The organism is Agrobacterium sp. RAC06, from assembly GCF_001713475.1.
Taxonomy (GTDB): domain Bacteria; phylum Pseudomonadota; class Alphaproteobacteria; order Rhizobiales; family Rhizobiaceae; genus Allorhizobium.
Genome location: NZ_CP016499.1, coordinates 3,645,099 through 3,664,058 on the forward strand (window position 1 = coordinate 3,645,099; position 18,960 = coordinate 3,664,058).

At 60.1% G+C, this 18,960-nt stretch carries 21 protein-coding genes and 1 pseudogene; 16 read left to right on the forward strand and 6 right to left on the reverse strand.

Annotation, left to right across the window (positions count from 1 at the left end):
* Nucleotides 1-2 precede the first annotated feature (2 nt).
* Both BSY240_RS17310 and BSY240_RS17315 read left to right on the forward strand, forming a co-directional pair.
* A complete protein-coding gene (locus BSY240_RS17310) occupies nucleotides 3-710 on the forward strand; it encodes a L,D-transpeptidase (RefSeq protein WP_069043118.1) in 708 nt (235 codons plus the stop codon).
* The gene (locus BSY240_RS17315; RefSeq protein WP_069043119.1) at nucleotides 710-1,321 is read left to right on the forward strand and encodes a DsbA family protein; all 612 of its coding nucleotides are present in this window, start codon (nucleotides 710-712) and stop codon (nucleotides 1,319-1,321) included. Before BSY240_RS17310 ends, BSY240_RS17315 begins: the two co-directional genes overlap by 1 nt.
* Nucleotides 1,322-1,507: 186 nt before the next feature.
* Here the strand turns inward: BSY240_RS17315 and BSY240_RS17320 are convergent, their stop codons facing one another.
* The 3 genes from BSY240_RS17320 to BSY240_RS17330 form a co-directional block, all read right to left on the reverse strand.
* Nucleotides 1,508-2,554, reverse strand: coding sequence for a YeeE/YedE family protein (locus tag BSY240_RS17320; RefSeq protein WP_069043120.1), 1,047 nt, complete (start codon nucleotides 2,552-2,554; stop codon nucleotides 1,508-1,510).
* Nucleotides 2,555-2,575: 21 nt separating this feature from the next.
* Nucleotides 2,576-2,914 carry an ArsR/SmtB family transcription factor gene (locus tag BSY240_RS17325; protein ID WP_054147660.1) on the reverse strand — a complete coding sequence of 113 codons (339 nt, stop codon included), beginning with the start codon at nucleotides 2,912-2,914 and terminating at the stop codon, nucleotides 2,576-2,578.
* Between the two features lie 139 nt (nucleotides 2,915-3,053).
* Nucleotides 3,054-3,392: a hypothetical protein gene (locus tag BSY240_RS17330; protein ID WP_236759275.1), complete on the reverse strand. Its 339-nt coding sequence runs from the start codon at nucleotides 3,390-3,392 to the stop codon at nucleotides 3,054-3,056.
* Nucleotides 3,393-3,528: 136 nt separating this feature from the next.
* Between BSY240_RS17330 and BSY240_RS17335 the strand changes: the two genes are divergently transcribed.
* The 12 genes from BSY240_RS17335 (at nucleotide 3,529) to BSY240_RS17390 (ending at nucleotide 14,364) form a co-directional block, all read left to right on the forward strand.
* Entirely contained in the window at nucleotides 3,529-4,266 is a 738-nt protein-coding gene (locus tag BSY240_RS17335; RefSeq protein WP_054147662.1) for a cytochrome c biogenesis CcdA family protein, read from the forward strand.
* A gap of 15 nt (nucleotides 4,267-4,281) precedes the next feature.
* Nucleotides 4,282-4,857: a thioredoxin family protein gene (locus BSY240_RS17340; RefSeq protein WP_069043121.1), complete on the forward strand. Its 576-nt coding sequence runs from the start codon at nucleotides 4,282-4,284 to the stop codon at nucleotides 4,855-4,857.
* Nucleotides 4,858-4,963: 106 nt separating this feature from the next.
* Complete coding sequence (gene soxX / locus BSY240_RS17345) at nucleotides 4,964-5,437, forward strand: sulfur oxidation c-type cytochrome SoxX (RefSeq protein ID WP_069043122.1); 474 nt, start codon at nucleotides 4,964-4,966, stop codon at nucleotides 5,435-5,437.
* A 17-nt stretch (nucleotides 5,438-5,454) separates the two neighbouring features.
* Nucleotides 5,455-5,874 (forward strand): thiosulfate oxidation carrier protein SoxY, encoded by a 420-nt coding sequence (gene soxY / locus BSY240_RS17350; RefSeq protein WP_054147665.1) that lies wholly within the window; start codon nucleotides 5,455-5,457, stop codon nucleotides 5,872-5,874.
* A gap of 19 nt (nucleotides 5,875-5,893) precedes the next feature.
* Nucleotides 5,894-6,223 (forward strand): thiosulfate oxidation carrier complex protein SoxZ, encoded by a 330-nt coding sequence (soxZ, locus tag BSY240_RS17355; RefSeq protein ID WP_069043123.1) that lies wholly within the window; start codon nucleotides 5,894-5,896, stop codon nucleotides 6,221-6,223.
* 36 nt (nucleotides 6,224-6,259) lie between these two features.
* Nucleotides 6,260-7,126 (forward strand): sulfur oxidation c-type cytochrome SoxA, encoded by an 867-nt coding sequence (gene soxA / locus BSY240_RS17360; RefSeq protein WP_069043124.1) that lies wholly within the window; start codon nucleotides 6,260-6,262, stop codon nucleotides 7,124-7,126.
* A 119-nt stretch (nucleotides 7,127-7,245) separates the two neighbouring features.
* Nucleotides 7,246-8,937: a thiosulfohydrolase SoxB gene (gene soxB, locus BSY240_RS17365; protein WP_069043125.1), complete on the forward strand. Its 1,692-nt coding sequence runs from the start codon at nucleotides 7,246-7,248 to the stop codon at nucleotides 8,935-8,937.
* A gap of 22 nt (nucleotides 8,938-8,959) precedes the next feature.
* Nucleotides 8,960-10,231, forward strand: a complete 1,272-nt coding sequence (gene soxC, locus BSY240_RS17370) for a sulfite dehydrogenase (RefSeq protein ID WP_069043126.1) — start codon at nucleotides 8,960-8,962, stop codon at nucleotides 10,229-10,231.
* A complete protein-coding gene (locus BSY240_RS24560) occupies nucleotides 10,215-11,366 on the forward strand; it encodes a c-type cytochrome (protein ID WP_069043127.1) in 1,152 nt (383 codons plus the stop codon). The genes soxC and BSY240_RS24560 overlap by 17 nt, the downstream gene beginning before the upstream one ends.
* A gap of 4 nt (nucleotides 11,367-11,370) precedes the next feature.
* Nucleotides 11,371-12,081 (forward strand): c-type cytochrome, encoded by a 711-nt coding sequence (locus BSY240_RS17380; protein WP_069043128.1) that lies wholly within the window; start codon nucleotides 11,371-11,373, stop codon nucleotides 12,079-12,081.
* A 49-nt stretch (nucleotides 12,082-12,130) separates the two neighbouring features.
* Nucleotides 12,131-13,393, forward strand: coding sequence for an NAD(P)/FAD-dependent oxidoreductase (locus tag BSY240_RS17385; RefSeq protein ID WP_069043129.1), 1,263 nt, complete (start codon nucleotides 12,131-12,133; stop codon nucleotides 13,391-13,393).
* Between the two features lie 50 nt (nucleotides 13,394-13,443).
* Complete coding sequence (locus BSY240_RS17390; RefSeq protein ID WP_069043130.1) at nucleotides 13,444-14,364, forward strand: MBL fold metallo-hydrolase; 921 nt, start codon at nucleotides 13,444-13,446, stop codon at nucleotides 14,362-14,364.
* Here BSY240_RS17390 and BSY240_RS17395 read toward each other — a convergent pair.
* The 3 genes from BSY240_RS17395 to BSY240_RS17405 form a co-directional block, all read right to left on the reverse strand.
* The gene (locus BSY240_RS17395; protein ID WP_069043131.1) at nucleotides 14,340-15,437 is read right to left on the reverse strand and encodes a YeeE/YedE family protein; all 1,098 of its coding nucleotides are present in this window, start codon (nucleotides 15,435-15,437) and stop codon (nucleotides 14,340-14,342) included. The genes BSY240_RS17390 and BSY240_RS17395 overlap by 25 nt on opposite strands.
* Nucleotides 15,438-15,560: 123 nt before the next feature.
* Nucleotides 15,561-16,895, reverse strand: a complete 1,335-nt coding sequence (locus tag BSY240_RS17400; protein ID WP_069043132.1) for a sensor histidine kinase — start codon at nucleotides 16,893-16,895, stop codon at nucleotides 15,561-15,563.
* Entirely contained in the window at nucleotides 16,892-17,626 is a 735-nt protein-coding gene (locus BSY240_RS17405; RefSeq protein WP_069043133.1) for a response regulator, read from the reverse strand. Before BSY240_RS17405 ends, BSY240_RS17400 begins: the two co-directional genes overlap by 4 nt.
* Nucleotides 17,627-17,845: 219 nt before the next feature.
* Here BSY240_RS17405 and BSY240_RS17410 point away from each other — a divergent pair, with 219 nt between their 5' ends.
* Together BSY240_RS17410 and BSY240_RS17415 are read left to right on the forward strand one after the other, a co-directional pair.
* Complete coding sequence (locus BSY240_RS17410; RefSeq protein WP_054147677.1) at nucleotides 17,846-18,298, forward strand: calcium-binding protein; 453 nt, start codon at nucleotides 17,846-17,848, stop codon at nucleotides 18,296-18,298.
* Nucleotides 18,299-18,668: 370 nt separating this feature from the next.
* Nucleotides 18,669-18,953: pseudogene (locus BSY240_RS17415) on the forward strand (antibiotic biosynthesis monooxygenase); the annotation flags it as partial.
* Between the last annotated feature and the right edge of the window lie 7 nt (nucleotides 18,954-18,960).

The following is an 18,960-nucleotide window of genomic DNA, read 5'->3' on the forward strand; positions in this document are numbered from 1 at the left end:
GAATGAGACTTGCAGATTTGCGGCCGGTTATCGGCATCCTGAAGAAACTAGGCGTAGGGGCGGGGCTCGCTCTCCTGCTTGCCGCCTGCTCGCAGACGACGGGCACGCCGTCTCAGCCATCTCCACCGCCTATCGATCCGGCGTTGCAGGCTATGTATGGCGAAGTGCAGGACGGCGAGGAGATCATTCCTGCTGTCGATGTGTCGAAGATGGATCCGCGCAATGTTCGCCAGGTCGTCAACTACCGCACCTCCTACGCGCCCGGTACGATCGTGGTCGATCCCTATGCCCGCTTCCTCTATCTCGTCATGGAGGATGACAAGGCGATGCGCTACGGCGTCGGCGTCGCCAAGGCCGGTTTGGAATTTGAGGGCGAGGGCGATATCAAGCGCAAGGCTCGCTGGCCGGGCTGGGTGCCGACGCCCAACATGATCGCCCGCGAACCTGACCGTTATGGCCCACTGGCCCAGGGCTTGCCCGGCGGCATAGACAATCCGCTCGGTGCGCGCGCGCTCTATCTCTATCAGGGCGGAAAAGACACGCTCTACCGGATCCATGGCACCAACGAGGCCTGGTCGATCGGCCAGTCTGTCTCGTCGGGTTGCATTCGCCTTCTCAACCAGGACATCATCGATCTGCACGCCCGTGTTCCGGAAGGGTCAAAGATGGTTGTCCTCACTGCCGAAGAGTCCGGAAAGGGAGAATTCTGATGATGAAGCGTCGCACCATCCTGACATCAGGGCTCGCCCTTGGCACGTTCTCCGTCTTCGGCAGTCGCCTGGCCTTCGGGCAAGAACTGACAAAGGACGAGGTCTTCAACGACAAGGACGCACCGTTTCTCGGCAATCCGAAGGGCGACGTCACGGTTGTCGAGTTCTTCGACTATCAGTGCCCCTACTGCAAAAAGGCGCATCCCATGGTGAAAAAGGTCATCGAAAGGGACGGCAATGTGAAGCTGGTCATGAAGGACTGGCCGATCTTCGGCGATGCCTCGATCTTCGCTGCCCAGGCGGTGCTGGGTGCAGCCCAGATCGGCAAATATGAGATTGCCATGGGTGCGCTGATGAAGACAAAGGGCAAGCTGACACATGATGACATCGAGAGCACGCTGACCGGTGCAGGCTTGTCCATGGATGAAATCGCTGTTGCCGTGAACAGACACGTCGAAAAGATCTCTGGCCTGCTGGACCGCAATTACGCGCAGGCCACGGCCTTCAACTTCGCGGGCACTCCGGCCTACGTTATCGGAGCGAGCCTCTATCCCGGTGTGTTGGACGAGAAGGGGCTCGTTGATGCGATCGCGCGCGCCCGGCAGGGCTGAGCGCATGCGTTCGATTTCAAAGTGCAGCCGCCGCGACGTCCTCGCTCGTGGCCTCGCCGTCGTGATGGCCCCTGCGGGTGAAGCGCTGGCGGCTTCCACCGTCGTCGGCCGGCTGGAGAGTGTCAGTAGATCCGCAGGTGGAGGTTCGCGCGCCGCCCCGGCACGAGGCGACCATCAAGTCCGACGTCAAACCGCCTGAAAGCCGCCGATCAATTGCCGCAGTCCTACCAGGGCACCGACCACGATGCATAATAGGGTGACCGGGCCTGACCAGGAGAGGGCTGCAAAACCAGACACGCCCTGACCGATTGAACAGCCCATGGCAATGATGCCGCCAACGCCCATAAGGGCCGCGCCGCCGACCTGTCGCCCAAGTTCGCGGGGGTCTTCGCATGCTTCCCAGACGAAGGTGCCCTTGATCATCGAGCCGATGAAGGCACCGAGGGCGACGCCGACCACTGAACCGACAGAAAAGGTGATGCCTCCGGCCGTTGCCGTCATCAGATAGATCAATGTCCGGCCGATCGGGGCGGTGAAGGATGGGCCTTCGGGCGCGACGGCACCGAGACTTGCGTCGGACAGGAAGCTTGTTCCCGCGAAACACCAGGTGACGGCGAGCCCCGCCGCGATGCCCCAGGCGATCATCTTTCGGTCTGCCCGAAGACGCTCGTTGGACAGCGCCCATGCGAAGCAGGCTATCGCAATCGCAATCACCGTCAGCAAGGCAGGGATGCCCAGTGACGTCTCGAGGTCATACACGATGCCACCGGGACCGTCGGCCTCGGGCTGCGGAAACAGGGATGTCCGCAAGGTTGCCAGAGGACCGGAGAGCGCCATGAAGCCAGTAATGCCCATGACAACGAGCAGAACGAGCGAACGAAGGTCGCCGCCGCCGAAACGTGCGAGAGCGCCAAATCCGCAATTGCCGGCCATGGCCATGCCATAGCCAAACATCAGCCCTCCCACGACCGAGGCTAGTGGGTTCCAGGCGATCGCGTGATAAAGAGTACCTTCGAGATTGATCCAACCGATACGCGCGCCGAACTGAGTTCCGAGTATCGCGACTCCCAGCACGATGCCCCACAACCTCAACCGCTTCTGATCGGTGCCATATACCGCTGTTTCAAGAGCCGCGAGCGTGCACAAACCGCCCAAACGCCAGCCGAGGCCCAATATCAGCCCCCCCGCCAGCCCGACCAGTGCAGCCAGGAATCCGATAGGCAAGCTTTCCATGTCTTTCGCCTCCCAACGAATCTACATGTACGCCCCGTCCTCGAACAGGTTTGCCAAGAATACGACTGTCTTGCGGACTTTGTCATCCTCAATGGAGTAGAAGATGGCATTGCCGTCGCGACGGGCCGCCACAAGCCTTTCGAGGCGCAATCGGGCAAGTTGCTGACTGACCACCGCCTGGCGTGCCGAAAGTAGGTTTTCGAGCTCTGTCACGCTCTTCGGTCCGCTGAGAAGATGGCACAGGATCGTCAGGCGTCCGTCGTGTCCCAGTGCCTTAAGGAATTTCGAAGCGGAGTCAGCCCTCTGAATGAGTTTATCAACGGCACCATCCTTTGGCACTGTCTCAGTATCAGCGTTCACAATCTCAGGTCCCTAGCGCAATCCCAGCGTTCCGACGCAGCCCAAGCCGCATCCGGCGAAGGCCGGCCGCCCCAAATCCTGGCCAACCGACTCCCATGGCAGCTATACTGCGGCTTTCGAATATAAGATACATGCCGCCTCAATCCGAGGTGATGCCGCCGGCCTCGGTGGTCAGTTCGGTGAGCAGACCCCAGAAGAACTCATCGCCAGGATAGCCCTCAATCCGCCCAGTCTCCCGGCCATCAACGACAAGAACAAAGGTGGGCGTGAAAGTGACCGGGCGATCGAGTCGGAGATCTGCCGGTACCGGAGTATGAAGGTTGAGCCTGCGAAGTGGCGCTGCCTGTCCTTCGGCGGTCCTGGGATAGGCTGGGGCAATCTCGGCATCCCATCGCGCGCAATAGACACATCCCGCCTGCTCGAACATCAACAGCTCCATCGCCGCGCCCGGCGATGGGAGCAGCGTGATCAGAAACATGAAAATCGGCATCCAGTGAGCGCGCATGTTGACAGTCTACATATAAACATAGAGATATTCTAATTGGAAACGCTCGCGAGCGCAATTGTCGGCACGCGAGAAGCCGAACGGTCAGGTAAGGCGCTTGGGAGGGGCCATGCTGGAGATCAGTTATGGCGGTGCCATTCTCGCAGGACTTCTGTCTTTCCTTTCGCCCTGCATACTGCCGATGGTTCCGTTCTACCTTTCATATATGGCAGGCCTTTCGGTTCAGGAGTTGCGGCAAGGCGATGGAATTTCGCCTGTCGCGCAGCGACGTCTGCTTATCCAATCCGTCGCCTTCGCCGCCGGGGTCACCACAATCTTTGTCTTGCTCGGGATGGGCGCCACCGCTGCCGGGCATCTCTTCATCCAATGGAAGCAGCCATTGTCATGGCTGGCGGCTGGCATCCTCATCCTGTTCGGTTTGCATTTCCTTGGCGTCCTGCGCATCGGCTTCCTCTATCGCGAGGCAAGGGTGCAGTCGTCCGCCGATCCAACCACCCTTGCCGGCGCCTATCTGATGGGATTGGCCTTCGGGTTCGGCTGGACCCCCTGTGTTGGGCCGGCTCTTGCGGCGATCCTCATGGTGGCGAGCGGCATGGGCGATGTCTGGCGTGGCGGGCTACTGCTGCTCGCCTATGGGATCGGTATGACCGCGCCCTTCGTCGTCGCCGGGTTGTTTGCCCGTCCTTTCCTGTCCTTCGTCGGCAGACATCGGGCACTCATGGGCTATGTCGAAAAGCTGATGGGGGTAATGCTGATCGTTTTCGGCATCCTGATCGCGACGAATACCGTCAATCTGATTGCCGACTTTCTCGTTCGTAACTTCGATTGGTCTGCGACGCTGAAATAATCTGGAGGAGAGCTAATGTCCCGGTGGAAATTTTTCCTGGCCTGCGTCTTGCTGATGACAGGTCCCATGCTGGCAGCGTCTTCGTTGGCGGCCGAACTGGGCGATGATGGACTTCATAAGCCGTCATGGCTTCGCGAGACGTTCAAGGATCTGAGGGAAGACCTCAGTGATGCCAATTCTGAAAACAAGCGCCTGCTCCTCATCGTCGAGCAACGCGGCTGTATCTACTGCACCAAGATGCATGAAGAGGTTTTCTCCGATCCTGGCATCGGAGCATTCATCCGAGAGCACTTTTATGTGGTGCAGCTCAATCTCTTCGGCGATATCGAGGTGACCGATTTCGACGGCACGGTGTTGCCTGAAAAAGAGATGGCCATCCGCTGGGGCGTGATGTTCACGCCGACCCTGATTTTTCTGCCCGAGGACGTTGGCTCAGGCCTGTCCGCGCAACAGGCGGCCGTCGCGGCCATGCCGGGTGCATTCGGCAAGGGGACAACCTCGGCATTGCTCAACTGGATCGTTGATCACGGGTATCAATCGGGCGAGCATTTTCAGAAATTCCTTGCCAGACAAATGACGATTGAAAATTAACTCAATTAAACAATCAGATACCGGTTATTCAAAAATATATATATAGGTATTGTTATACGCTTCGTTTGGCGCTAACCTGTCTTCAGGAGAGAAGTGGGAGGAGTCGATGAACTGGCAGCTTTGTCTGGCAGCACTGGTCGCGGGAGCGAGCGTCACGCCGGCGCTCGGCGAAACGGCGCCTGGTGCAATCGTGTTTCAGGAGGGGGCTGTTGCGGCCTCGCTTTCCGGCGCGCCGGGGGACGCAAAATCCGGCATCAAGATCATGACGACGAATGCGCTCGGCAACTGCGTGGCCTGCCATACCGTCGCAGCCCTGCCTGACGTGCAGTTTCCGGGGGATATCGCGCCGCCGCTTGACGGTGTTGCGGATCGCTACAGCGAGGCGGAGATCCGCGGCATCGTGGCCAATGCGAAGAACACCTTCGAAGACAGCTTCATGCCGGCCTTCTACAAGATCGACGGGTTCGTCCGTCCCGGTGACGGCTTCACGGGCAAGGCGCCCAAGGGTCCGCTTTCGCCTGTCCTCTCGGCGCAGCAAATCGAGGATGTCGTCGCCTATCTGATGACGCTCAAGGAATAGGATTGAGGAGAACCGAAATGAGTTTCACAAGACGCGACATGCTGTTCATCGGGCTTGGAGGCGTGGTCGCGGCCACTTTGCCAAGTCTGGCAGCTGCGGCAACAACTGAGGAACTGGTCAAGGCCTTCACTGGCGGGGCAACGCCCGGAACCGACGGTATCACGCTGACGGCGCCCGAGATTGCCGAGAACGGCAATACAGTCCCAGTCTCGGTCGATGCCCCCGGTGCAGTCTCGATCATGCTGCTCGCCACCGGAAATCCGGAGCCTGCAGTTGCGACGTTCACGTTCGGTCCCGCAGCTGGAAATCATATGGCCGCAACGCGGATCCGCTTGGCCAAGACACAGGACGTCGTCGCGCTGGCGAAAATGGCGGACGGGTCCATCAGGCAGGCACAAGCAACAGTGAAGGTCACCATCGGCGGATGCGGCGGCTGAATTCGGAGGAGGAATAACAATGGCAGACGATGCAAAACCACGCGTGAAGGTACCGAAGTCGGCGAAGGCTGGCGAGTCGGTGACCATCAAGGCGCTGATCAGTCACAAGATGGAATCCGGCCAGCGCAAGGACGCGCAAGGCGCCGTCATTCCCCGGTCGATCATCAACCGCTTCACCTGTGATTTCAACGGCGTCAACGTCATTGACGTTGCCATCGATCCAGCGGTTTCGACAAACCCCTATTTCGAATTCGAAGCGAAAGTCGACGCTGCCGGCGAATTCGTCTTCACCTGGTATGACGACGACGGCTCTGTTTACACGGACAAGAAGCCGATCGAAGTTGCCTGATCACTGACGCGCAACGATCTCGGGGAGGGAGTTCTCATGCACGGCAAGTCCAAACTAGTTGCAGTTCTGGCGGCCATCGGCCTTGTTGCCTCCGCTGCTGCGCATGCGGATCCGGTCGAGGATACGCTCACGGTCGAGACGGATGATGGCACGATCGAGCTCGTGACCAAGACGGCTGCACCCGCATTTCTCAAGGATACATTTGATACCATCTATTCGGGTTGGTTGTTCCGTGAGGCCGAAACACGCGACCTGCAGAAGGACGACTTCGACAATCCGGGCATGGTCTTCGTTGATCGTGGTCTCGATGCCTGGAACGAAACCATGGGCAAGAATGGCGAGTCCTGTGCAGGCTGTCACGAGGGGCCGGAAAGCATGAAGGGGCTGCGCACGGTTCTGCCCCGGGTCGATGCCAAGTCCGGCAAGCTGATGATCATGGAAGACTACATCAATTCCTGTGTCACCAAGGAGATGGGCCTGGAAGCCTGGGGTGTCACGTCCGACAAAATGAAGGACATGATGGCCCTGATCTCCGTCCAGTCGCGCGGTGAGGTGGTGAATGTCGCCATCGATGGCCCGGCCCAGTCCTTCTGGGAGCACGGCAAGGAGATCTACTACACGCGCTACGGTCAATTGGAGATGTCTTGCGCAAACTGTCATGAGAACAATTACGGCCGGATGATCCGTGCCGACCATCTTTCGCAGGGGCAGGTCAACGGGTTCCCGACCTATCGCCTGAAGGACGCCGGTATTCTGAGCGCGCAGCAGCGGTTCGTCGGGTGTGTGCGCGACACGCGTGCCGAAACCTTCAAGGCAGGATCGGACGAGTTCAAGGCGCTTGAGCTTTATGTGGCCTCGCGCGGGAATGGTCTGTCGATCGAGGGCGTCTCCGTCCGACACTGAACAAGATGGCGCGGCCGGGAAAGCCCGACCGCCCAAACACTTTGAACGAACATTATTGGCAAGCAGGACCACGTCTTCGGCGTGGATGGATTTCCTGTGCTTGCTGGAGGGAATGCGGGATGATTACCCGTCGTGAGTTTCTGCAGGCATCCATGGCAACCTCGGCAATTGTGGGGTTGTCCGGCTTTGGCAATTTTTCGCGGCTCGCTGCGCAGCAGGCGCTGACGCAGGAGCAACTTCTCGAATTCGAGGATTTTGGCAACGTCACGCTCATCCACATCACGGATATCCATGCGCAATTGAAGCCGATCTGGTTTCGCGAGCCGGAGGTCAACCTTGGGGTTGGCGACGCCAAGGGTCATGTGCCGCACCTGACCGGCTCCGAATTCCTGAAGACCTTCGACATCGCAGCGGGTTCGCGTGATGCCTATGCTCTGACCCATGAGGATTTCGGCGCGCTCGCCAAGGCCTATGGCCGCATGGGTGGCATGGACCGCGTCGCGACGGTCGTGAAGTCGATCCGGGCTGCCCGACCCCAGTCGCTCCTGCTCGACGGTGGCGATACATGGCATGGTTCCATGACCAGTCTGCTGACGAAGGGCCAGGACATGGTCAACGTCATGAACGCACTCGGCGTCGAAGCCATGACCAGCCATTGGGAGTGGACCTACGGAACCGAGCGGGTGAAGGAAGTTGTCGATGGGCTGCCGTTCCCGTTCCTCGGAGCCAACATCTTCGATGCAGAATGGGACGAGCCGGCTTTCGAACCCTACAAGATCTTCGAAAAGGGCGGCGTTCGGATTGCTGTTATCGGCCAGGCCTTCCCCTACATGCCGATCGCGAATCCGAAATGGATGTTCCCCGAATACTCCTTCGGCATTCGCGAGGAACGCATGCAGGAGCTCGTAGACGAAGTCCGCGGCGAGGGCGCGGATCTGGTGGTGTGCCTCTCGCATAACGGGTTTGACGTCGACCGCAAGATGGCGGGTCGCGTCAAGGGCATCGATGTGATCCTGACCGGGCATACCCATGACGCCGTGCCGGAACCGGTTCTGATCGGTGAAACGATCCTGATCGCCTCCGGTTCGAACGGCAAATTCGTCAGCCGGCTCGATCTGGATGTCCGCGACGGCAAGATGATGGGCTTTCGCCACAAGCTCATCCCGATCTTCTCCGATGTCATTGCACCAGATGCCGAGATGGCGGGGCTGATCGACCAGGAGCGGGCGCCCTACAAGGCGCAGCTCGAAGAGAAGATCGGCACGACCGAGAGCCTGCTCTATCGGCGCGGCAACTTCAACGGCACCTGGGACGACCTGATCTGCGATGCCGTGCGCAGTGAACGCGATGCGCAGATCGCCATGTCTCCCGGCGTCCGATGGGGGCCCTCGCTTCTCGCCGGTGATGCGATCACCCGGGAAGACATCCATAATGTGACCTCAATGACCTATGGCGCCTGCTATCGCACCGAGATGACGGGCGAGACCATCAAGACCATTCTCGAGGACGTGGCCGACAACATCTTCAACCCGGATCCCTACTACCAGCAGGGTGGGGACATGGTGCGCGTCGGCGGGCTTTCCTATGCCATCGACGTCAGCAAACCCATCGGCGAGCGGATCACCGATATCGCACTGGTTGATGGTGGCGCCGCCATTGAAGCGGGCAAATCCTACACCGTGGCGGGCTGGGCAAGCGTCAACGAAGGCACCGAGGGGCCGCAGATCTGGGACGTCATCGAAGCGCATGTCCGCAAGATCGGAACCGTCAAGCTAGACCCCAACACATCGGTCCGCGTGACCGGAATCTGACAGGAAACAAGGAGCGTTCGCCATGTCCGACGAACCCGAAAACGTCACGTCCCGCAGGACATTCCTGAGGCAGGCCGCGATGACAGGAGCCGGCCTTGTCGCAGGCGCCTCGGTCGCGCGTGCCAGTGGCCCGGATCCGAAGATCACCGAGGTGCAGCCCTGGGCCTCATCCTTCGGGGACCCAGTCGATGCGTCGCCCTATGGGTCTCCGATCCGTTTCGAGTCCCACGTGGTCCGGCGCAATGTGGAGTGGCTGACCGAGAGCCCCGTATCCTCCATCAACTTCACGCCGATCCATGCCCTGGAAGGCACGATCACGCCGCAAGGCTGCGCTTTCGAACGCCATCATTCCGGGGCGATTGAACTGAGCAAGCAGGACTACCGGCTCATGATCAACGGCCTTGTCGAAACGCCGCTTGTCTTCACCTTCGAGGATCTTCTTCGCTTTCCGAGATCGGTGACAACCGCCTTCCTCGAATGTGCGGCCAATGGTGGCATGGAATGGGGGGGCGCGCAGCTCGAAGGCTGCCAGTTCACCCAGGGCATGATTCACAACATGGAATATACCGGCGTGCCCTTACGCCTCCTTCTCGAGGAGGCCGGCGTCAAGCCCGAAGGCAAGTGGGTCTATGTCGAAGGAGCCGATGCGAGCTCCAATGGTCGGTCCATCCCGCTCGACAAGGCGCTCGACGACGTCCTCGTGGCGTTCTTTGCCAATGGCGAGGCCCTGCGCAAGGAACACGGTTATCCGGTCCGTCTCGTCGTGCCGGGTTGGGAAGGCAATATGTGGGTGAAATGGGTCCGGCGCATCGGCATCTATGACCAAGCTGTCGAGAGCCGTGAAGAAACCTCCAAGTACACCGATCTTATGCCGGATGGTCGGGCGCGGAAGTGGACCTGGGTGATGGATGCAAAATCCGTGATCACATCTCCCAGCCCGCAGGTCCCGATCCGTCACGGCAAGGGGCCGCTGGTCATTTCGGGGCTTGCATGGTCCGGCAATGGCAAGATCACCCGCGTCGATGTCTCCACGGATGGTGGCGTGAACTGGCAGGAGGCCCGGATCTCCGGAGACGCCAAATCGAAGGCGCTGACCCGCTTCCATCTCGACATCAACTGGGATGGCAGCGAACTGCTCCTGCAGTCGAGGGCCATCGACGAGACCGGCTATGTCCAGCCGACAAAGGATGCGCTGCGTGAAATCCGCGGACTTAACAATGTCTACCACAACAACGGAATTCAAACCTGGTGGGTCAAGGCCGACGGGGAGGTCGAAAATGTCGAAGTTGCGTAATCGTCTCCTTCTGTCGCTCGGGCTGGTCCTGCTTTCCACGCCAGCGATGTCGGAAAAGCTGGGGCTCGGACGTCCGGCTCTTCCAGAAGAATTGGCCGCCTGGGATGTCGCAGTGCTCCCCGACGGCAAGGGGTTGAAGCCTGGTTCGGGTGACGTGCTCACCGGTGAAGAAGTCTTCGGCGAGAAATGTGCAGTCTGCCATGGAGAATTCGCGGAAGGCATCGACAGTTGGCCTGTACTCGCCGGAGGCGATGGCACGCTGACCGATCGGCGGCCCGTCAAGACGATCGGCAGCTACTGGCCGCATTTGTCGACCGTCTGGGACTATGTGCATCGCTCGATGCCGTTTGGCGAGGCGCAGACGGTGACGGTCGACGAGACCTATGCGATCACCGCCTTCCTGCTCTATTCCAACGGGCTGGTCGACGAAGACTTCACACTGTCCGACAAGAATTTCACCGAGGTGACCTTGCCGAATGCAGACGGCTTCTATCCCGACGATCGCGCGGAGAGTGAGTATCCGCGGTTCAAGAGAGAACCCTGCATGAAGGATTGCGGTGCGCCGGTCAAAGTGACCAAGCGCGCCATCGAGTTGAATGTGACGCCAGAAGATCCCGACGGCAGGCCCGCCGGTACCTTGCCTCCCCTCGACACCTCGGCTGCGTCAGCGCCCGCGCCGCCGGCGGCTCCCGCACCGGCCGAGGTGGCCGAGGCGGCGAGCGACCCGGCCCCCGTACCTGCGGCAACCGTGCCAGCAGCCGATGTTCCTGCTGTCGCTCCGGCTGCCGCGCCAATTGAAACTGCGGCCCTGGATCCGGCCCTTGTCGGGCAAGGCGAAGCCGCTTTCAAGAAGTGCTCGGCCTGCCACAAGGTCGGCGAGGGTGCAAAGAATGGAACCGGGCCCGTGCTCAACGGCATCTTCGGAGCCGCCGCCGGTCATGCCGACAAGTTCAAGTATTCCAAGGCGCTTACGGACAAGGCGGCAGAAGGGCTGGTCTGGAACGAGGCCGAACTGGACGCCTTCCTCGAAAACCCGAAGGGCTTCATGAAGGGCACGAAGATGGCTTTTGCCGGGCTCAAGAAGCCGGATGAGCGTGCGGCGATCATCGCCTATCTGCGCAGCCTGGGGAACTGACACAATGGCAAGCCGTGGCTCGATCAGGCTTGCTCTCGTTATCGGCCTTCTGGCTTGGGAACCCGCTATCGCCCAGGAGTTGGGCAATTCGGCCGACGGCGCTCGCCTTTTCAAACGCGAGTGCTCGTCCTGCCATCACGTCGGTGCAGGCGCTCGAAATCGGGTAGGACCACAGCTCAATGGGGTTTTCGGCCGCAGAGCCGGGAGCATCGAGGGCTTCAAGTACTCGAAGTCGATCACCCGCATGGGGCAGGACGGCCTGGAGTGGCACCTTGAAACACTCGACGCCTATCTCACCAATCCGAAGAGTCTGGTTTCGGGCACTCGGATGAATTACCGCGGGATCGCGGAGACCGAAGACCGCTCGGCGATCATGGCCTATCTTCGTGAATGGTCGGACAACCCGCGCGATATTCCCGAAGCCGATCCGACGGCAAGCAAGCCGGAAGTCGATCTGGATCCCGCGATCCTCGGGATCAAGGGTGACCGCGAATATGGGGAGTACCTGTCCTCCGAGTGCACAACCTGCCACCAGAGCGACGGCTCCGACAAGGGCATTCCATCGATCACCAACTGGCCCGCTGCCGATTTCGTCGTCGCCATGCACGCCTACAAGCGCAAGCTCAGGCCGCATCCGGTGATGCAGATGATGGCAGGTCGTCTGTCGGAAGAAGAGATCGCCGCCCTCGCCGCCTATTTCGAAGAGGTTCAATAACCACGGGTGGAATCAACCGCTCAGGGAACGACAAAAGGGGAGAACGCTCATGAAACTGACAAGACGTACACTCATCGGATCGGGCCTGACGGCTGCAGCACTTCTCGCGGCACCCTCGGTTTTCGGTCAGGCAAAGCCGAAGATCGTGATCATCGGCGGTGGAGCGGGTGGCGCAACAGCCGCTCGCTATCTCGCCAAGGACGGTGCAGGCGCGCTGGATGTGACGCTGGTGGAAGCCAATCCTGTTTATACGACCTGCTTCTTCTCCAATCTCTATCTCGGCGGTTTCCGCGAATTCGAAAGCCTCCAGCACGGATATGACAAGATCGCAGCCGGCGGCGTCACCGTAATCAACGATCTCGCCACCGGCGTTGACCGCAACGCCCGGACTGTGACGCTGGCGGGTGGCCAGACGCTTGCCTATGATCGGCTGATCCTGTCTCCCGGTATCGACTTCAAGGATGGGTCCGTGCCGGGCTGGTCGGTCGAGGCGGCGGAAAAGATGCCGCATGCCTATAAGGCTGGGCCGCAGACGCAACTGCTGAAGTCGATGGTGGAGGCGATGCCGGCGGGTGGCGTCTTTGCGATGATTGCGCCGCCCAATCCTTACCGTTGTCCTCCCGGTCCTTACGAGCGGATCAGCATGATCGCTCATCTGCTGAAACAGAAAAACCCGACCGCCAAGATCATGGTGCTCGACCCGAAGGACAAATACTCGAAACAGGCCCTCTTCGAAGAAGGCTGGGCGAAGCATTATGACGGCATGATCGATTGGATCGGTCCGGATTTCGGGGGCGGTGCCGTGGAAGTTCGTCCGGACAGCATGGAAATCGTGGTCGACGGAACGGTGGAAAAGATCGATGCCTGCAACGTGATCCCCGGCCAGATTGCTGGCAAGATCGCACAGATTGCAGCCGTCACCGACGACAAGGGCTGGGCTCCCGTGCATCCGGAAAACATGAAGTCCAAGATGGACGACAATGTCTATGTGCTCGGCGATTCCAGCGCCCAGGGGGACATGCCGAAATCGGGTTTCTCGGCGAACAGTCAGGCGAAGGTTGCGGCCATGTCCATCCGCGGCGAGCTCCTGGGATCGAAGGTATTCCCTGCGAAATACTCGAATACCTGCTGGTCACTGATTGCGCCCGATGACGGCGTCAAGGTCGGTGCTTCCTATCAGCCTACGCCCGAGAAGATTGCGTCAGTGGAAAGCTTCATCAGCCAGACGGGCGAGGACGCGGCTTTGCGCAAAGCGACCTACGAGGAAAGCCTCGGCTGGTACGAGGGTATCACCACGGACATGTTCGGCTGATCGAAAACAAGGGAGGTGGCCCTCAGGGCTGCCTCCAGGACTTGGAGGGAATGATGTTGCTGCGGCGTAGATTTCTGGCAGGCATGGGTGCTTTCGGCGCGGCCGCGCTCCTGGGGCCGCAACGTGTATGGGCGTCCGCGCAGATAGCATTCGGTGACGTCCGGATCGACACGCTCTCGGACGGAAACCTTATGCTGCCGGCTGACTTCATCCTTGGCGGCATGCCGGAGGCCGAGCTCAAGGTGGTCGTCGAGGCTTTCGGCTTGTCGAGGGATCAACTGACCCCGCCATGCAACGTCACCCTGTTGCGCGATGGAACCCATACCGTTCTGTTCGATGTGGGGGCCGGCCCCGATTTTCAACCCTCAGCCGGCAAACTGGCCGAAGCCTTGAACCTGCTCAATGTGCCCGCCGAAGATGTCACCCATGTGGTGTTCACCCATGCTCATCCGGATCATCTGTGGGGCGTGCTTGATGATTTCGATGAACCGGTCTTTGCCAATGCCGCACACCTGATCGGACGCGCCGAGTTCGACTACTGGACAGATCCCGACACCGTTACCTCCATCGATCCGGCCCGCACGACGTTTGCCGTCGGCGCCGCCCGTCGCCTCTCCGCCATGGCCGATAGTCTCACCTTGCTGGAGGATGGCGGTGACGTCCTACCCGGTGTCGTTGCTCATCTCACGCCCGGCCACACGCCGGGCCACATGTCGTTTCGCGTAGGCGAGGGGCAGGACGCCGTCATGGTGGTCGGGGATGCCATCGGCAATCACCATGTAGCCTTCGTCCATCCCGAATGGAAGTCGGGCTCGGATCAGGATGCCGAGATGGCCGCGCGAACACGAGTGACGCTGCTTGACGACATGGCCAGGGACAAGACAGCGATCATCGGTTTTCATCTGCCGGATGGTGGTATCGGTCATGTCGAGAGAGAGGCCACAGGTTACCGGTTCGTCACTGGAGTCTGAGCCAGGCCGTGAACGACATCGGCACTGGCATTCGACTGATCAATCAGGAAATCCGTCAACACGGCTCCCACCCACATGCAGAAGAGGGCGAGCCAGGCAGTTGCTGCAAACACCGAGCCGCCCGTCACACCTGCTCCGATCGCACAGCCGCCGGCCAGCATCGCGCCGAAGCCCATGAGCACCGCGCCCAGCATCGAGCGGCGCATCTGTGTCTCGTGGGTGAAACCTTCGAATTTTAGCTGCCTGGAAAGGAGAGCGGACAGGAATGCCCCGAACACGACCCCAGGGATCAGGCCGATCTCAAAATCGAGTGCATGGTCTTCCGTCAGGAGGAACATCAGGGTGCTTGCCGAAGGGCCGGAGAAGGTAAGGGAATTGACTGTCACGGGCTCGAAAGCGGATTGTGCCAGAGAGAATGTGAAGATCCAACCAACCGCAACCGCGAAGCCCACGCCAGCGGCAAAGAACAATTTCGTCCATCCAATTTGGCGCCGAATGGCGAGAAACACGGCGAATGCGGCCGTCACCAGTCCGAGTATCAGCCCGCTTCCTGCCGGCGCGCCGATCATGGCAAGTAGATCGACATTCTGGCCGGCCGGTGTCGTCCAGAATGCAGCAAGATAGCTGCGCGCTGGAGCAAGCCAACCGTGCAGAGCCATCTGGGCAACGACAGCAAAGATCAGCCCCGAGATGAGTGAGCGCAAATTTCCAGTGGAGGCGAGGACCAGCAATCGGCCAGAACATCCCCTGGCGAGCACCATCCCGATGCCGAACATCAGCCCGCCGATGACGGCACCCGACCAACTGCCGGTGATCGACATCACCCGTGACGCGGACGGATCGAACAGGCCGGCCAAAATGGCAGCCTGCACCCAGACGACAGCGGTGGAAAAGGTCAGAAGCCAGACAGCCATTCTGGGCCCGACCTCGCGTCTGGCGACTTCAACCGTTGCTGCGCGTAGGCAGAAAGAGGATCTCTGCGCAGAAAAGCCGAAGATCGCTCCGGTGAGCGCGCCCAACAGCGCACCCAGCGCCGCCTCATCGAGGAGATCGAGCAGAGGAGCGAAATCCATTTTGAGTCCTGCCGGTGGTTGGGCAACAATATGAATATAAGAATAGTTCGAATTATATATGTCGTCAATTCATCGTCGGTTCAAATGCTGCTTGTCCTTCCCAAGCACCGTTGGCACACCGCATTACGGGTTTTCAGAACCGTCGGCGATGGGTAGGATGACGGTTGCCCGTAAGCCACCTTCTGCCCGGTTAAGAAGTGTGACATCCCCGCCCTGGGCGCGTAGAATGTCACGCGCAATCGTCAGGCCGAGACCGTGCCCACCGGTGTCGCGGGAACGGGACGCCTCGAGGCGCTCGAAGGGGCTGAACACGCGTTGTAGGTCCTGCGGTGGAATTCCGGGTCCGTCGTCATCGATATGAATGCGGGCGATGGATCCGTCCAATTCACCGCTGACGTGAACCTTCTCGCCGTATCTCTGGGCATTTTCGATGAGGTTGCGAACGGCGCGGCGCACCGGTAGCTCCCGCAGTGGTGTCGTGACGACCGGCATGCTGCCGAGTGTCACCGGGCTCGCGGTCGTGTTGAGCTCTTCTGCGAGGCGGGCGACCAGCGCGAAGGGGTCGGACGAACGCTTGTCACCTGTTTCGCTGAGCCCCCGAGCATAGGCCAGGGTCGTCTCGGTCATCTCCTGCATTTCATCGAGAATGCGTGTGATCCGCTCGCGCAGCTGATCCTCATCGACGAATTCGGCTTGCAGCCTGAGGGCCGTGATCGGGCTTCGCAGATCGTGGCCAAGCGCTGCCAGAATGCGGGTCCGCTCGTGGACTGCGTTCACAAGGCGTGCATGCAGACTGTGGAGTGCCTTCGCCAGGACCTTCACTTCGCTTGGACCGGTTTCGATGCGCTCCGGTGGGCCCCGGTCCAGATCCAGGGCGTCTGCCGTGCCGGCAAGCTGCCGCAAGGGAAGGGTGATGCGTGCCACCAGGAAACGCATGACGATCCAGACGGCGAGGGCAGAGAGGATCGCGCCGAGCAAAAGCCGCGGCGGCATGAATGCGCCGGGCCGCTCCAGGGAGGCCTCGATGTTAAGCCATTGACCGTCCGACGTCGGAAGAGACAAGCGCAGGATTGCTGGTATGAGGCCAATCCGTCGCGCGAACGCCGCCACGGGTTCATAGCCTGGATGCTCGACCGAACCGCCACGCGCTCCCAGCTCCATGCGCGCGTCTTCATCTGATGTCCCAGCGACGACGGTTGGCGTGTCGCTCAGCCGGAATATCACGCGTTCAGATCCGGCGGCCGAAAGAACGTCGTTCCTCGCCGGTTCAGGGATCGTCGGCAGGAGACCGACCAGGCGTTGACCCTGCCTTACAATATCCGCCCTTTGCTCCTCCACATGGGAGAGGCCCCGCTCGGCACCGAACAAGGCGAGGAACAGGATCTGGGTAAAGATCAGCGCGGCAAGGGTGGTCAGTCCGATCTGGGCGCTGAGATCCCTGGGCCATCCAACTCTCATGGCAAGACTGCCACGTCACAGGCGAGGCTGTAGCCTCCCGCCCGTATCGTTGTGATGATCGTCGGGTGTCCCGGATCGGGCTCGATCTTGCGACGCAGCCGGCTGATCTGGTTGTCGATCGCCCGATCAAAGACGTCTGGGGCCCGACTCTCGGTCAGATCCATCAACTGATCTCGGGACAGGACAAACCGGGGGCGTTCGAGGAAGACGATGAGAAGACGGAACTCCGTCGAGCTCAACGATATCTGCTTTTCGTCCTCGTCACGTGTCAGCTCCCGCGTATCCGTGTTCAGTGTCCATCCGGAAAAGGAAAGGCGTCGGCCGGAAAGGCTGCCGGCGAGGCTGGTCGTTCGACCGGTCCGCCGCAAGATGGCCTTGACCCTTGCCAGCAATTCTCTCGGGCTGAAGGGTTTCGGCAGGTAGTCGTCAGCTCCGACCTCAAGGCCGACAATGCGATCCGTCTCTTCGGCCAAGGCACTGAGCATCAGGATCGGTGGCCCACCTGCGCTGCTCAGCCGACGTGCGATCGAAAGGCCGTCTTCACCCGGCATCATGACGTCCAGGATCACGAGATCGAAGCGTCCGCCATGCAGGCACTTGTCCATCTCGGTTGCGTCGCGCGCAGCCGTGGTCCGGAAACCGTTCTTCTCAAGGTAACGGACCAGTCCGTCGCGGATGTCGCGATGGTCGTCGACGATCAGGATATGTGGACTTGGGTCGCTTGAGGTCATGGCACGTTTCTAGCGCATGATGGGGACCGTGTTCCACTCCTCCTTTGTCACGCCGGGTGTCAGTCCGCCGATCTGCGACAAACCGTTACAAAAGGGACCGCAGACGGCATCATCGTGCGACATGCATCCGTCATCACATGTCCATCGCAGTCGAGGCGGGGTGAAACAAACTTCGCCGCTCAAGACGCGCAAACAAGATCCGATGAAGAGGAACGCAAAATGCATAGTCTCAAGAAAACTCTGATCGCTGCCATGGCTCTGGCTGCTTCCGCCGCACCCCTGATGGCTCAGCAGCAGGGCAATCCTGGCGCCCACTTCCTAGAGAACTGGGATCTCAACGGAAATGGCGAAGCCACCCTTTCCGAATTGCAGTCCAAGCGCGGCGACGTCTTCCTCACCTTCGATTCCAACGAGGACGGGTTTATCGATGCCGATGAATACGTGTATTTCGACGAGGCGCGCGCCAACGACATGAAGGCCAATGCCGGCGGACATGGTGGGCATGGTGGCAGAGCCGACCGGGCGTCCCAGGGAATGACACTTCAGAACAACGACGCCGACCAGGACGGCAAGGTGTCGCGGGACGAATTCCTCGGGGGTGTCGTCGCCTGGATGGGCATGCTGGACCGGAACACAGACGGCGTCGTGACCACGGCTGATTTCGGTCGATAAAAGCCAGGCTTGCGTGGCTTTGTCGAATCTTTCCTCACCAGACATCCGCTTGGATGTCTGGTGAGGCTCGCAAACGCACGATATCGAACAACAAAAATATAGGTCTTTTTATATGTGTCTTGTTGCAGCCTAATCGCTGAGGCATCTTTACCGGTTGGGAAGATCGGGACGAAGGTCTTGAAGTCAACATCCCATTCAAAGATCGGCAGGAACGGGTGACCTGCAATATCAGCCACTGATGAAAAAAAGCCTCCCGATCGATCTGAACCTGTCCGAGCCAAAATTACCTCGACAGCGCAGCTGGTTTCGCAAGTGGTAACTGCTGGTGCTGCTGGTCCCAGTCTTCATGTTCTCAGGTGCTGTGCTGGGAATGTCTTTTCAGCTGACGGGATGGCAGAAGTTTCACGCGCTGGCGGGCTTCGACGCCGTCGCAATTCACGTCAAGCAAGGCCATGTCGACGAGTTTCTCGATGCTTTCCGGATCAACTATGAAGGAACCCGCCGCGAACCGGGAAACCTTCGCCTTGACGTGCTACGCAGCCCCGAGGATGACCACCGCAAGACCGCGCATTACTTGGAATGCGTCCGCCACATTGATCCCATCATCACAGGCCCGCGGACGAAAACCTTCTACAATGTGGAGATGGCCGATTTTGCGACGG

What these genes read in the sequence shown, in the direction of transcription:
- BSY240_RS17310 (WP_069043118.1), top strand. Translation starts at nt 3, where the DNA reads ATGAGACTTGCAGATTTGCGGCCGGTTATCGGCATCCTGAAGAAACTA.
- BSY240_RS17315 (WP_069043119.1), top strand. Translation starts at nt 710, where the DNA reads ATGATGAAGCGTCGCACCATCCTGACATCAGGGCTCGCCCTTGGCACG.
- BSY240_RS17320 (WP_069043120.1), bottom strand. Translation starts at nt 2,554, where the DNA reads ATGGAAAGCTTGCCTATCGGATTCCTGGCTGCACTGGTCGGGCTGGCG.
- BSY240_RS17330 (WP_236759275.1), bottom strand. Translation starts at nt 3,392, where the DNA reads ATGTTTCTGATCACGCTGCTCCCATCGCCGGGCGCGGCGATGGAGCTG.
- BSY240_RS17335 (WP_054147662.1), top strand. Translation starts at nt 3,529, where the DNA reads ATGCTGGAGATCAGTTATGGCGGTGCCATTCTCGCAGGACTTCTGTCT.
- BSY240_RS17340 (WP_069043121.1), top strand. Translation starts at nt 4,282, where the DNA reads ATGTCCCGGTGGAAATTTTTCCTGGCCTGCGTCTTGCTGATGACAGGT.
- soxX (WP_069043122.1), top strand. Translation starts at nt 4,964, where the DNA reads ATGAACTGGCAGCTTTGTCTGGCAGCACTGGTCGCGGGAGCGAGCGTC.
- soxY (WP_054147665.1), top strand. Translation starts at nt 5,455, where the DNA reads ATGAGTTTCACAAGACGCGACATGCTGTTCATCGGGCTTGGAGGCGTG.
- soxZ (WP_069043123.1), top strand. Translation starts at nt 5,894, where the DNA reads ATGGCAGACGATGCAAAACCACGCGTGAAGGTACCGAAGTCGGCGAAG.
- soxA (WP_069043124.1), top strand. Translation starts at nt 6,260, where the DNA reads ATGCACGGCAAGTCCAAACTAGTTGCAGTTCTGGCGGCCATCGGCCTT.
- soxB (WP_069043125.1), top strand. Translation starts at nt 7,246, where the DNA reads ATGATTACCCGTCGTGAGTTTCTGCAGGCATCCATGGCAACCTCGGCA.
- soxC (WP_069043126.1), top strand. Translation starts at nt 8,960, where the DNA reads ATGTCCGACGAACCCGAAAACGTCACGTCCCGCAGGACATTCCTGAGG.
- BSY240_RS24560 (WP_069043127.1), top strand. Translation starts at nt 10,215, where the DNA reads ATGTCGAAGTTGCGTAATCGTCTCCTTCTGTCGCTCGGGCTGGTCCTG.
- BSY240_RS17380 (WP_069043128.1), top strand. Translation starts at nt 11,371, where the DNA reads ATGGCAAGCCGTGGCTCGATCAGGCTTGCTCTCGTTATCGGCCTTCTG.
- BSY240_RS17385 (WP_069043129.1), top strand. Translation starts at nt 12,131, where the DNA reads ATGAAACTGACAAGACGTACACTCATCGGATCGGGCCTGACGGCTGCA.
- BSY240_RS17390 (WP_069043130.1), top strand. Translation starts at nt 13,444, where the DNA reads ATGATGTTGCTGCGGCGTAGATTTCTGGCAGGCATGGGTGCTTTCGGC.
- BSY240_RS17395 (WP_069043131.1), bottom strand. Translation starts at nt 15,437, where the DNA reads ATGGATTTCGCTCCTCTGCTCGATCTCCTCGATGAGGCGGCGCTGGGT.
- BSY240_RS17400 (WP_069043132.1), bottom strand. Translation starts at nt 16,895, where the DNA reads ATGAGAGTTGGATGGCCCAGGGATCTCAGCGCCCAGATCGGACTGACC.
- BSY240_RS17405 (WP_069043133.1), bottom strand. Translation starts at nt 17,626, where the DNA reads ATGACCTCAAGCGACCCAAGTCCACATATCCTGATCGTCGACGACCAT.
- BSY240_RS17410 (WP_054147677.1), top strand. Translation starts at nt 17,846, where the DNA reads ATGCATAGTCTCAAGAAAACTCTGATCGCTGCCATGGCTCTGGCTGCT.